This is a genomic window from Mycolicibacterium anyangense (genome assembly GCF_010731855.1).
In the GTDB taxonomy this organism is placed as follows: Bacteria; Actinomycetota; Actinomycetes; order Mycobacteriales; family Mycobacteriaceae; genus Mycobacterium; species Mycobacterium anyangense.
This window is the reverse complement of sequence record NZ_AP022620.1, coordinates 4,158,048-4,170,119: the sequence shown is the minus strand read 5'-3', so window position 1 is coordinate 4,170,119 and position 12,072 is coordinate 4,158,048. Positions and strand designations below refer to the sequence as shown.

Genomic DNA, 12,072 nt, shown 5'->3' with positions numbered 1-12,072 from the left:
TGAAGACCGCTTGAGCTCAAAGGAGCTGGCCGATGTCCGAATCACTCGACACCGCATCAACCGGCGAAGGCGAACTGCCCGCCGCCACGACCGGTAGCTACAACAATGAACTGGCGCGGTCCCTGGGCGTCGGCGGCAATGTCATGCTCACCCTGTCGTCGATCTCGCCGGCGGCGAGTGTCTTCATCCTCGGGGGCGCGGCAATCACCTCGTACGGCACAGGAGTCTTTTGGGGCTTTCTGCTCGGCGGTGTGATCAGTCTGTTGATCGCGCTCTGTTACGCCGAACTGGGCTCCCGCCATCCCATTGCCGGAGCCGACTACGCGCTGGTGGCACGCACTCTCGGCCCTGCCGCGGGCGTCGCCGTGTTCTTCATCGGTCTCATCTCGCTGCCACTGCTGCAGGCGATCTTCGCCCTCGGTGTGGCCGACTATCTCGGGGTAGCCATCTCCGGAGCCGACCCGCTCGTCACCGCCTTGGTCGTGACCGTGCTGGCCACCGTCATCGCGTGCTTCAACATCCGTACCAACGCCTGGGTGACGGGCAGCTTCCTATTCGTCGAGATGGCGTCGTTGACGCTGCTGACCGTCCTCGGCGTGATCCACATCGAGCGTCCGGTCTCGGCAATCCTTGTGCCGCAGGCACTCGACACCTCGACCGGCAACCTGGCTCCGATCGGAATCGCGGGCCTGGTGCTCGTGATCACCCAGGGCGTGCTGGCCCAGTACGGCTACGGTGGCGCGATCTATTTCTCCGAAGAGACGAAGAACCCCCGCCGTAACGTCGCACGCGCCGTCCTGTGGGCCGCTGTCATCACCGTCGTCGTCGAGGTAATACCCTTGGCGGCAATACTTCTCGGATCCGATTCACTGACCGATCTGATCGGAGCGGATCTTCCGGTCAAGGAATTCCTTGAGCAGCGGGCCGGCTCGGCGATCACGATGTTCGTCCTGCTCTCCATGGCGCTGGCCATCCTCAACGCCAACATCGCCCTGGGCCTGCAGGCGGGACGCCTGCTGTTCTCCGCAGCTCGCGACCAAGCGATGCCGGCCGTCATCGCCAAACCGCTTGCCCGGATCTCTGATTCGGTTCACATGCCGCGCGTCGCGACGATTGTGATGGGTGTGTTGTCGGGGTTGGCCTGCTTTGTGCCGATGACGATTCTCGTCAATGCCACCGGCGCCACCACGGCGTTCAGCTTCGCCTTCATCGCACTGGCCGCCATCGTGGTGCGCAGGCAGCGCACCAAGGTCCCGTTGGACCTCTACCGGATGCCGCTATGGCCGGTGCCTGCGCTGCTGGCGCTCGCGGCAATCGCAGGCATCATCATCATCGGCGTGTTTGATCCCAACCAGTGGGTTAGCCTGGGCATCGCCGCGGGCATCGTGGCGGTCGGGTTCCTGTACCACTTCGCCTACCTTCGTTCACGCAACGAGACGCATCTGCTGCTGCTGGACGCTGCCGAGGCTGACGACTGAACTTTGCCGAGCTGACCACTCGCGATGATGAACGTCCAGCAGATCGAGGGTGATTGGGACTGGCGGGTGTCACTCCAGACAAGGGCGCAGGAGCGACAAAAAGTCCCGCGCAAGGGCGAACTCGGAGACGTCGGGGTCATCGTGGTGCGCCTGCAACGCGACCCGGAATGCGCTGATCACCACCGACGACAGGAAGTCAGCGGTCGGATCGTCCGGTTGCATATCGAGGCGGGCCGCGAGCAACGGCCGAAGCGCACGTTGGGAGTCGGCGTGGATACGCAGCCAGGTCGGCTCGAGTTGGGGTGAATTGGGCAGCGTGAGAAGGAATTCCCGGTAGCGCTCGGAGAACTCACCGTCGGCGGCCAGGGTGAACGCGTCCACGAGGCTCTCGATCAGGGGAGCGTCCGGATCGGTGTCGGCGAACGCCTGGATGCAGGTGCGCCAAATGTTGTCCAGGATGGGAGCGATCGCATCCGCCTTGGTGCGGAAGTACCGATGAAAGGTGCGGATAGATACTCCCGCGGCCGCGGCAATGGCCTCGACGGTGGTGTTGTCGAAACCGTTGGCAGCGAACATCGCCAAGGCAACCGTGGAGATCTCCAACTCGGTGGCCTGCCTGCGGCGGTGTCGTAGGTCACCTACCTCTGCCATGCCGCAATAATACATATCAGGTCATACTGGCACAATCTGCCATCTTGACTTACTGTGCAGTTGTGGATGTGGCGAGCCGACGAGCCCCGCGTCCACAGAACGGCCTGGCACCCAGTCGCCAGGCATCGGATAGCAACAGGAGGACTGACTCATGAAGCGAGTGCTTGGCAAGGTCGCACTGGTCACAGGCGCGGCACGCGGACAGGGTCGAGCGGAGGCAGTCAAGCTCGCGGAGGAGGGCGCTGACGTCATCATCACCGATATCTGCGCACAACCCACCGCGACGGACTATCCCTCCGCCACCATCGAGGACCTCGCCGAGACCGCCCGCCTGGTGGAGAAAACGGGTCAGCGCGTCGTGCACTCCGTCGCCGACGTCCGCGACCTGGCTGCGCTGGAAAACCTTGTCCGCAACGGGGTTTCAGAACTGGGTCGACTCGACATCGTGGTGGCCAATGCCGGGATCGTCAGCTGGGGCCGGTTCTGGGAGATGGAACCACAGGCCTGGCAGGACATGATCGACATCAATCTCACCGGCGTCTACAACACCTTGCGTGCGGCAGCACCGGTGATGATCGACGCCGGCAATGGTGGATCGATCATCGCCACCAGCTCGGTGGCCGGCATCAAGTCGCTACCGGGACAGGCGCATTACAGCGCTGCCAAACATGGTGTTGTCGGCTTGGCGAAGTCAGCCGCGATCGAGCTGGCGCCCTACCGAATCAGGGTCAACACCGTCCATCCCTGGGGGGTGAACACGCCCATGGGCCAGATGGGCGCGGACGCACAGAAAGTCTTCACCGACAACCCGTCGTTCGGCGCGGCGATGGGCCAGTACTGGTTCGACCCGCCGATCTCCGAGCCAGAAGACATCGCCAACGTCGTGCTGTTCCTGGCCAGCGATGAATCCCGGACGATCACCGGCAGCCAGATCACCCCGGACCACGGCGCCACCAAGATCTGATTCACCCACTCCCACATCGGCTACCAAGAAGGACAGGTCTGTCATGGCCAATGCATGGTTCGAAACCGTCACCGAAGCTCAGCGCCGCGCACAGCGCCGGTTACCGCGCTCGGTGTACTCCTCACTGATCGCCGGCGCGCAGGGCGGCTCCACCGTCACCGACAACGAAAGAGCCTTTACTGAGCTGGGTTTCGCCCCGCACGTGATCGGCGTCCAAGCCGAGCGCGACTTGACGACAACGGTGTTGGGACAACAGATCTCCATGCCGGTTCTGATCTCCCCGACCGGGGTGCAGGCCGTCGATCCCGACGGCGAGGTTGCGGTGGCCCGTGCAGCCGCGTCGCGCGGGATCGCCATGGGGCTGTCCAGCTTCGCCTCCAAACCGATGGAGGAGGTGATCGCAGCCAACAGCAAGACGCTCTTCCAGCTCTACTGGCTGGGCTCACGCGAGGACATCCTGGCCAGAGCCATGCGCGCCAAGGACGCTGGCGCAACGGGATTGATCGTCACCACCGACTGGGTGTTCAACGTCGGGCGGGATTGGGGCAGCCCCGAGATACCGGAACGGGTCAATCTGAAGGCGCTGATGAAACTGGCGCCCGAGATCGCCGTGCGACCGCGGTACGCATTGCGGTGGGTACACGGCGGGAAAGTCACCATCCCCGATCTGACCGTGCCGAACATCAACGGTAGACACGAGACAGCACCGACGTTCTTCGAGGCTTACGGCCAATGGATGGAAACCCCGCCGCCTACCTGGGATGACCTCAAATGGTTGCGCGAACAGTGGGACGGACCGTTCATGGTCAAGGGAATCACGCGGATCGACGATGCCAAGCGGGCTGTCGACATCGGTGCCACGGCGATCTCGGTGTCCAACCATGGCGGAAACAACCTCGATGGGACGCCTGCGACGATCCGGGCGCTGGGGCCAGTCGCCGACGCGGTGGGACACCAGGTCGAAGTCTTGCTCGACGGCGGCGTCCGCCGGGGCAGCGACGTCGTCAAAGCGCTGGGCTTGGGTGCGCGCGCGGTGATGATCGGCCGTGCGTACCTGTGGGGCCTGGCCGCGAACGGCCAAGCAGGAGTGGAGAACGTGCTGGACTTGCTACGGATGGGCATCGACTCGACGCTGATGGGGCTCAGCCTTCGCAGCGTCCGCGAGGTGACCCGTGAACACCTACTAGTCCCAACGGGTTTCGAGGCTGCGTTAGGAACGGTTGCCTGAACTCAACCCCCGTTCCACCGGAAACGGCCGGCGCTGACCTAGCTCCAGCGGCCCAGCTACAACCTGAAGGATCCGAATTGTGAATGTCCTCATCGTTTCTGCCCATCCGGATTCGCACTCCTTGACCAATTCCCTGCGGGACGTGGCTGCCGAACAGCTCCGATCCGACGGGCACGAGGTCAAGATCAGCGATCTGTACGCGATGGGCTGGAAGTCCGCTCACGATCGCGACGATTTCACCGGGCAGAGCGCCGATGAACCGTTGCCGCTGCCCTTTGCATCAATGGCGGCGATGAACGATCGCGCCTTTGCGCCGGACATCCTGGAAGAGCAGGACAAGGTGCTGTGGGCAGACGCACTCATTCTTGCGTTTCCCTTGTGGTGGGGGTCGATGCCGGCCATTCTCAAAGGCTGGATCGACCGGGTCTGGACCGCCGGCATCGGCTATCAGCCCGATGGCGCACGCTACGGCGCGGGGCGGATGGTCGGCAAGCGCGCAATGCTCATGGTGATGGTCGGCGGAGTTCCGTCCTACTACAGCGCCCGGGGCGTTCATGGACCGCTCGACGACCTGCTGTTCCCGGTCAATCACGGGATGTTGTTCTATCCCGGCTTCGACGTTCTGGCGCCCTATGTGCTGTACCGGGCCGGCAGGATCGACCGGGAGTACTTCCTGGCGGCGGCGCACGAGGTTCGCGGCAGGATGAACAGGCTCTTCACCGACGAGCCGATCCCCTACCGGCCGCAAGCCGACGATTACACCGCGGTCACGTTCGAACTGACCGAGGAGATTGCGGCTACCGCGCCTCCCGGTTTCGCCGCCCATATCCGATCTGAGCAATGACGCTCACCGCGGCTGGCCGAGTAGCTTGCCTGCCGCATCGACCAAGTCTTCCTTGAGGTTTCGGCTTGTCGATACCCCACCAGATGCGTAGGCGCCGTTGATGACGAGCGCCAGCTGCGAACCCGCGCGATCGGGCTCGGCGGCACCGAGACGGCCACACAGTCCGATCAGCCGGGTTTGCATCTCGGACTTGTGGCGGGCGGCAACTCTGCGGCCTGGATGCTCATCGTCGGGAAATTCCGTCAACAGATTCAGAAAAGGACACCCGCGAAAATCCCGACGCGCAATTCGCTTCGCGATCCCGGATAGCAACGCCTCCAGCAGTGCATGGGGATCCTGGGCGTACCGCTCCTCGAGGCCGTCCCACCACTGCCAATATGCCTGATCCTGCCCGGAGGCAAAGGCTGCGATCAAAGCATCCTTGGACTCGAACTGGCGGTACAGGCTCGTCTTTGACACGCCGGCGCGCTCCGCGACGGTGTCGACGCCGATCGCGCGGATGCCTTCGCGGTAGAAGAGCTCACCGGCGGTGGCCAGGATGCGTTCGCGGGCCGTCGGTTCACCCTTTGGCGGCGCTCCACGCCGCGGGCGGCCCGTCGCCTCCATATCGCTGCACCCTCCCTCATTGTCCGATTGACAAAGTAACAGACCAGTACCCTATATTAAGTGGCGTACAGGTCAGTAACTTTATTCGGGTACACGTGCCCTGGTGCCCATCGTCCGCAACTGGCGCATGCGGACGTGACGGATCGGCTTGGCGCTGTGTGAAGCAAAGGTGTGACGCATGAACCTTGTCGACGATATGGCACCAGGACTCTCCGGTCTTGAATTCCTGCAGGCAATGATCGCCACGGGTGGCCGCACGCCCATCGGCGACACCCTTGACTTCACGCTGACGGAGGCCGGCGACGGTTGGGTGGTATTCGCCGCACAGCCGAGCCTGAAGGCCTACAACCCGATTGGCACCGTGCACGGCGGTTACGCGGCGACACTGCTCGACTCCGCGTGCGGCTGCGCCGTTCACACCAGACTGTCTGCGGAACATACTTACACCACACTGGAATTGAAGGTCGCCTACCGCAAGGCCATCGTGGCGGATACCGGTCTGCTACGGGTCGAGGGACGTGCACAGCAGGTCGGCCGGCGAGCAGCGTTCGCGGAGGCCGACATCAAGGATTCCGCCGGCCGCATCCTGGCAACTGCAACCTCGACGCTCTTGGTCATGGACCGAGTCGCACCGGACGAACCTCACTAGCGCTGCGCTGCGGGAATCTCTATCCGAGTCGCCGCACTGCTGGCCCGTCGCTCCAGGAAGATCCGTGCGCGCTGCCCGTGACGGCGGACATCTTCCTCGGACACACCGAGCACCCGAAGGGAAGCGTTGGCGAACTCGACCGGCAGTGCGTCGCGATATGCACCCGGCTCGGTGGCCCACATGCCCACCAACGACTCGACGATGCGAAACGGCAATTCCGCTGCAGCAGGGTGCACGTCGCTATCGGCGATGATGCTTTGACTGAGCGCCAGGTAGTGCCACCGCAACCTGTCATGTCCGGTCCAGAACGGGGCCAGGCCGGGGGTGCGCAACTCAGGCTGCAGGTACAAGGTTCCGAGATTCCACCGGCGGTTGAGCAGACGGTCCCCGTCGAAGGTCGCAAGCGCGTGCAGGTGGGCTGCCGGGGCCAGCGTCGGCGTCGCGCGCAGCAGCTCCGGGATCAGGTCCAGGGTTGGTGTCACCGTCTGACTCAGCAGCGCGCACGCGATGTCGTCCTTGGTCTTGAAGTGGTGATACAGCGACGCCTGCCGGATCCCGACCTCGTCGGCGATCGCCCTGGTGGAGGTACCGGCGTAACCCAACGTGGTGAACAGGTGAGCCGCTGCGTCCAAGATGGCGTCGCGTCCGTTCACTCCGCGCCGTCGCGCTGTCGGTGTAGCAGCCTTCTCCTCTGTCGCCATTGCCTCATCTTGCCCACCGCGCCGCGGCTTCCCTAGCAACTGGCTAACCTGTCACACGACAGGTACATCCGCAATAAAGACGTAACGCAGCACGTCAGCTTCGTTGCGCAGGTGTCACGGTTGGCCTGCGCTTTTGCGGCAAACTGTCAGTCGATAGTTTGACCATCCGCTGGCCGTGCGCGCCGATGCCACCTCAACCGGGCATACGACAGGCTGGCGACAGATACCTGGGAAGAGCAGCGTGAGACCCGCATTCGTAGCAGCGCTGAAGGCTGTCGAGCCTTCCGTCGTCGATCTATTGGTTCGTCTTGTGCGGTGCCCGTCGATCACCTCTGACGCCGCAGCCGTCGAATCGGCATTGACTGTCCTGTCTGATTACTTGAGCGAGTCGCAGATCGAGGTCGGCGTGTCCAGATCGGCGGCGGGCGTGCCGACCTTGCGGGCACATCTGGCCGGCCCGCGCGAGGGTGTCAACATCCTGCTGCAGGGGCACATCGATGTCGTGCCCACCGATGACGGATGGCACCGGGACCCGTTCGGTGCCCAGATCGACGGCGGACATCTGCACGGCCGGGGTGCCTGCGACATGAAGGCCGGCCTGGCCTGCTTCGCGGGAGTTCTGCGGGCCCTGGCATCCAGCGGTGGCCTCGAAGAAGGCAGTGTGACACTGCTCGTCGACGTGGACGAGGAGACGGGTAGCGATCACGGTCTGATCCCCTACATCGCCGAACACGCTCTGTCCGAATTCGATTGGGCGATCTGCGGGGAGCCCTCCGGGCTGCAGCCATTCCTCGGCAACCGCGGTCTGCTGTGGGTGGGCATCACGGTCGAGGGAGCCGCCGCACATGCGGGGATCCCCGGCGCCGGTCTGAACCCGGTCCCGGTGGCGGCCGAACTGGTGACCCATCTCCAGAATCGCGACCGGCGTACCGCCGGCTCGCCGACCGGATCCGCTCCATTCACCGTCACGACCTTTCATGCTGGCACAGTGCCGAATTCGATCGCCGACAAAGCGACATTCACCGTCGACCGTCGCCTACAACCGCACGACTCCACCAGCGACATCCTCAGTGACCTCACCAATGCCATCGAACGGGTCGCCGCGCGCCACCCGAGGTTCGGCATCACCGCAGAGGTCATCAAGCGGTGGCCGCCGTGCCTGCTGGACGAGGACAGCGACCTGGCCCGGGCGGCCCACCAGGCAACCCAATCCGTCACGGGCCACGCATCATTCGGTTTCGACCAGGCGTGCAACGACGCGTCGTTCCTGAGCGAGGCGGGTGTGCCGACCCTGATCTGGGGACCCGGCGACCCCGCCCTTGCCCACACCTCGGAAGAACGGGTCGCCCTCACCGAAGTCACCCACGCCATCCACGGCTATGGACTGGCCATCGACGCTCTCACTTCTGCCCAGAATCGGAGTACATGAATGTTGCACACATCAGCAGTCGGCCCTAGTCGGGCCGTCGGTGGCCGGTCTCGATGACCGGTATCGCCGACTTCATCGATGACGTTCCGGCCATCGACAGCCACGCGCACGTGGGACTGTGGGACGATCGACAGGCCGATGTGGCGTTGAGCCATGAGGACTTGCGATTGCTCTTTCCCCGCGGCATGTTGCTGTCCGTCACGTCGCCCGACGAGCAGATCGCCATGGGCGACGATCCCGGACTCGAAGGGCGGTATCAGCCGGAGTTGGAGCGGTGGGCGCACGCCCGGGGGAAGCTGCTATTACGAACTGCTGCAGGACCGCGCTTATGAAACACTTTATGGCCGTGGGGATCTCGCGAGCCTGGTGGACGGCCAACGCAGCAAGTCGATGGTCGAACTCTACGACGACTGTATCGGCCGGGCGGGCCTGGCAGCGGTCATGGTCAATGTGCCGGAATGGCCGGCCGCCTATTCGAAGTATCCGCGGCTGCGGTGGGTGCCCTACCTCGACCAGTTCATCTACGCAGGCCACAATGACCGCGAGAAGTCCCGGGGCGGACTTCACACCGGGACCATCGGGCTCTACGAAGGCGCCTTGCAGGAGACGTTGCGCGGTGCCGGCCGCCCACTCGACGAGATGACCCTCGCCGATGTGCTCGAGCTTGCCGATGCCACCATCAGCCAGTGGCGGGCCGCCGGCATCGGCGCGGGCAAGATCAACTGCGCCTACGTGCGCAGCCTCACCTTCGACGACGTGCCGTCGGCGCAGGCGCAGCGGGTCTGGGACACACCCGCACACCTGCGGACGCCGGCTGACTCGAAGGCACTGCAGGACCACATTGCCCGTTTCGTCGTGAAGTCCTGCGCCACCCATGACCTGCCGATCCAGATTCACGCCGCCGTCGGTGACGCACCCGGTCTGCTGTGGACCAACGCCTCACCGGTGAACCTCGAGCCGCTGTTCGCCGATCCCGCACTCGGCCGCCCGAAGATCATCGTGCTGCACGGCGGATTCCCGGCCAACACGCTGGTCGGTTGGTACGCGGCCACCTACGCCAACGTGTACGTCGACTATTCCTGGCTTCCGATGCTCTCAGGGGTGGTCCTGGATCGATGCCTCGACGAATGGCTCGACTATGTGCCGCACAACAAGATCCTCTTCGGCACCGATGCGTGGTCGCCCGAGCTGTTCTACGCCGGCACCCGCGCAGCACGCGACATCCTCGGCCGCGTGCTCGAGCGCCGGGTGTCGGACCGGCGGTACACCTCCGCTCTCGCAGAGACGGTCGCCGACGCCATTCTCGCCGCCAACTCACGGTCGCTGTACCGGGTGGACGGCTGATCCGTCTGGGCCGACGCAGCCGCGTCCGGTCGCCGCAACGCCCCGCGGGCATGCGGCCTCAGCTGCGGATACACAAGAAAGTCGGACCGGCGATCTACCATTCCACCGGCGCCTACCCGATGGAAAGGACGAGACGTGAGCTACACCGCCGCTGACATCACCGAGCTCGACGATGTCCAGCACACCCGCCTGCGGCCGGCGGTCAACCTCGGTCTGGACGTCCTGAACACGGCGCTGCGCGAGCTGATCGACAACGCGGTGGAGGAGGTGGCCGACCCCAGCCATGGCGGGTCGACCGTGACGATCACCCTGCACGCCGACGGTTCGGTCAGTGTGGCCGACGACGGACGCGGCCTGCCTGTCGACACCGACCCCGCCACCGGGAAGAACGGCATCGTCAAGACCTTGGGCACCGCCCGCGCCGGCGGGAAGTTCTCCGCGCACGCCGACGCGACCAGTACCGGGGCTGGCCTGAACGGGATCGGCGCTGCGGCGGCGGTCTTCATCTCCGCCCGCACCGACGTCACGGTCCGGCGCGCCGGGAAGACCTATCTGCAGAGCTTCGGGGGTGGTTACCCCGGCGTGTTCGAAGGTAACGACTTCGACCCGAACGCGCCGTTCACCAGGGCGGACACCCAGAAGCTTCGTGGCGTCGGCAACCGCAAGCCCGACGCGCAGGGCACAGAAGTGCGCATCCTGTTCGACCCGGCCGTCGTGCCGGATTCCACCCTGAGCATCGGCGAGGTGCTGCTGCGCGCTCACGCGGCCGCGCGGATGTCCCCCGGTGTGCACCTGGTCGTCGTCGACGAGGGCTGGCCCGGCGAGGAGGTTGCGCCGGCACTGTTGGAGCCGTTCGACGGTCCCTGGGGTACCGACACGCTGCTGGACCTGATGTGCACCGCGGCCGGCGCCCCCGCGCCGGCGGTTCGGGCCGTCGTGGAGGGCCGCGGTGAATACACCACCGGTCGTGGCCCGACACCGTTTCGCTGGTCGCTGACCGCAGGTCCGGCCGAGCCGGCGACGGTGGCGGCGTTCTGCAACACCGTGCGTACGCCCGGCGGCGGCTCACACCTGACCGCGGCCATGAAGGGATTGTCCGAAGCCCTGGCTGACCGGGCGTCCCGAATCCGCGACCTGGGTCTGGCCAAGGGTGAAGAAGGCCCTGAGGCACAGGATTTCGCGGCGGTCACCGCCCTTGCGGTGGACACCCGGGCGCCCGACGTGTCGTGGGATTCCCAGGCCAAGACCGCGGTGTCGTCGCGCTCGCTGAACCTGGCGATGGCACCGGACGTGGCCCGCAGCGTCACCATCTGGGCCGCCAACCCGGCCAACGGTGACGCGGTCTCGCTGTGGACCAAGCTGGCGCTCGAATTCGCCAGGGCGCGGCGCAGCGCCGAAGGCGCCAAGGCGCGCTCGCGCGCCGCGTCGAAGGCCAAGGGCCTCGGCACCAATCTGTCGCTGCCGCCGAAACTGTTGCCCAGCAGGGAAACCGGCCGCGGTTCGGGGGCCGAGCTGTTCCTCTGCGAGGGCGACTCGGCACTGGGCACCATCAAGGCCGCGCGCGACGCCACCTTCCAGGCCGCGTTCCCGCTGAAGGGTAAGCCGCCCAATGTCTACGGCTTCGCCCTGAGCAAGGCCCGCGCCAAGGACGAATTCGATTCGATCGAGCGCATTCTGGGCTGTGGCGTCCGGGACAACTGCGATCCCGAACAGTGCCGATATGACCGGATCCTGTTCGCCTCCGACGCCGACCCCGACGGCGGCAACATCAACTCGAGCCTGATCTCGATGTTCCTGGACTTCTACCGGCCGCTCGTCGAGGCCGGGATGGTCTACGTCACGCTGCCGCCGCTGTTCGTGGTGAAGAACGGTGACGAGCGGATCTACTGTCAGGACGAGTCCGAACGGGACGCGGCGGTGGCGCAGTTGAAGGCCACCTCCAAGAAGCGGATCGAAGTGCAGCGCAACAAGGGTCTCGGCGAGATGGACGCCGATGACTTCTGGAACACCGTGCTGGATCCCCAGCGGCGCACGGTGATTCGCGTCCACCTCGATGACAGCGAGATGAAGCTGCATCACACATTGTTCGGTGGGCCGCCCGAGGGCCGTCGCACGTGGATGGCCGATGTGGCCTCCCGCGTCGACACCTCCGCGCTGGACCTCGACTAGGAGTACTTC

The 12,072-nt window shown here is 65.1% G+C and carries 12 protein-coding genes; 9 read left to right on the top strand and 3 right to left on the bottom strand.

Going from position 1 to position 12,072, the window contains the following annotated elements:
- The first annotated feature begins 32 nt into the window (after nt 1-32).
- On the top strand, nt 33-1,478 hold the full coding sequence (locus G6N35_RS19790; protein WP_163805777.1) for an APC family permease: 1,446 nt from the start codon (nt 33-35) through the stop codon (nt 1,476-1,478).
- Nucleotides 1,479-1,547: 69 nt separating this feature from the next.
- Here the strand turns inward: G6N35_RS19790 and G6N35_RS19785 are convergent, their stop codons facing one another.
- The gene (locus G6N35_RS19785) at nt 1,548-2,129 is read right to left on the bottom strand and encodes a TetR family transcriptional regulator (RefSeq protein ID WP_163805776.1); all 582 of its coding nucleotides are present in this window, start codon (nt 2,127-2,129) and stop codon (nt 1,548-1,550) included.
- Nucleotides 2,130-2,280: 151 nt separating this feature from the next.
- On the opposite strand from G6N35_RS19785, the gene G6N35_RS19780 reads away from it, so the two are divergent.
- The 3 genes from G6N35_RS19780 to G6N35_RS19770 all read left to right on the top strand — a co-directional run bounded on the left by G6N35_RS19780 (nt 2,281) and on the right by G6N35_RS19770 (nt 5,165).
- A complete protein-coding gene (locus G6N35_RS19780; RefSeq protein ID WP_163805775.1) occupies nt 2,281-3,093 on the top strand; it encodes a mycofactocin-coupled SDR family oxidoreductase in 813 nt (270 codons plus the stop codon).
- A gap of 43 nt (nt 3,094-3,136) precedes the next feature.
- Nucleotides 3,137-4,321, top strand: a complete 1,185-nt coding sequence (gene mftD / locus G6N35_RS19775; RefSeq protein ID WP_163805774.1) for a pre-mycofactocin synthase MftD — start codon at nt 3,137-3,139, stop codon at nt 4,319-4,321.
- 79 nt (nt 4,322-4,400) lie between these two features.
- On the top strand, nt 4,401-5,165 hold the full coding sequence (locus G6N35_RS19770) for an NAD(P)H-dependent oxidoreductase (RefSeq protein WP_163805773.1): 765 nt from the start codon (nt 4,401-4,403) through the stop codon (nt 5,163-5,165).
- 3 nt (nt 5,166-5,168) lie between these two features.
- Here G6N35_RS19770 and G6N35_RS19765 read toward each other — a convergent pair whose 3' ends face one another.
- Nucleotides 5,169-5,771 carry a TetR/AcrR family transcriptional regulator gene (locus G6N35_RS19765; protein ID WP_163805772.1) on the bottom strand — a complete coding sequence of 201 codons (603 nt, stop codon included), beginning with the start codon at nt 5,769-5,771 and terminating at the stop codon, nt 5,169-5,171.
- 178 nt (nt 5,772-5,949) lie between these two features.
- Between G6N35_RS19765 and G6N35_RS19760 the strand changes: the two genes are divergently transcribed.
- Nucleotides 5,950-6,420 (top strand): PaaI family thioesterase, encoded by a 471-nt coding sequence (locus tag G6N35_RS19760; protein ID WP_163805771.1) that lies wholly within the window; start codon nt 5,950-5,952, stop codon nt 6,418-6,420.
- Here G6N35_RS19760 and G6N35_RS19755 read toward each other — a convergent pair.
- Nucleotides 6,417-7,121 carry a TetR/AcrR family transcriptional regulator gene (locus G6N35_RS19755; RefSeq protein ID WP_163805770.1) on the bottom strand — a complete coding sequence of 235 codons (705 nt, stop codon included), beginning with the start codon at nt 7,119-7,121 and terminating at the stop codon, nt 6,417-6,419. The genes G6N35_RS19760 and G6N35_RS19755 overlap by 4 nt on opposite strands.
- A gap of 379 nt (nt 7,122-7,500) precedes the next feature.
- Here G6N35_RS19755 and G6N35_RS19750 point away from each other — a divergent pair, with 379 nt between their 5' ends.
- From G6N35_RS19750 to G6N35_RS19735, 4 genes are all read left to right on the top strand, one after another.
- On the top strand, nt 7,501-8,550 hold the full coding sequence (locus G6N35_RS19750) for a M20 family metallopeptidase (protein WP_163805769.1): 1,050 nt from the start codon (nt 7,501-7,503) through the stop codon (nt 8,548-8,550).
- Nucleotides 8,551-8,603: 53 nt separating this feature from the next.
- Nucleotides 8,604-8,882, top strand: a complete 279-nt coding sequence (locus G6N35_RS19745; protein WP_163805768.1) for a hypothetical protein — start codon at nt 8,604-8,606, stop codon at nt 8,880-8,882.
- A gap of 58 nt (nt 8,883-8,940) precedes the next feature.
- Complete coding sequence (locus G6N35_RS19740) at nt 8,941-9,894, top strand: amidohydrolase family protein (protein ID WP_163805767.1); 954 nt, start codon at nt 8,941-8,943, stop codon at nt 9,892-9,894.
- A 135-nt stretch (nt 9,895-10,029) separates the two neighbouring features.
- The gene (locus G6N35_RS19735) at nt 10,030-12,063 is read left to right on the top strand and encodes a toprim domain-containing protein (RefSeq protein ID WP_163805766.1); all 2,034 of its coding nucleotides are present in this window, start codon (nt 10,030-10,032) and stop codon (nt 12,061-12,063) included.
- Nucleotides 12,064-12,072 lie beyond the last annotated feature (9 nt).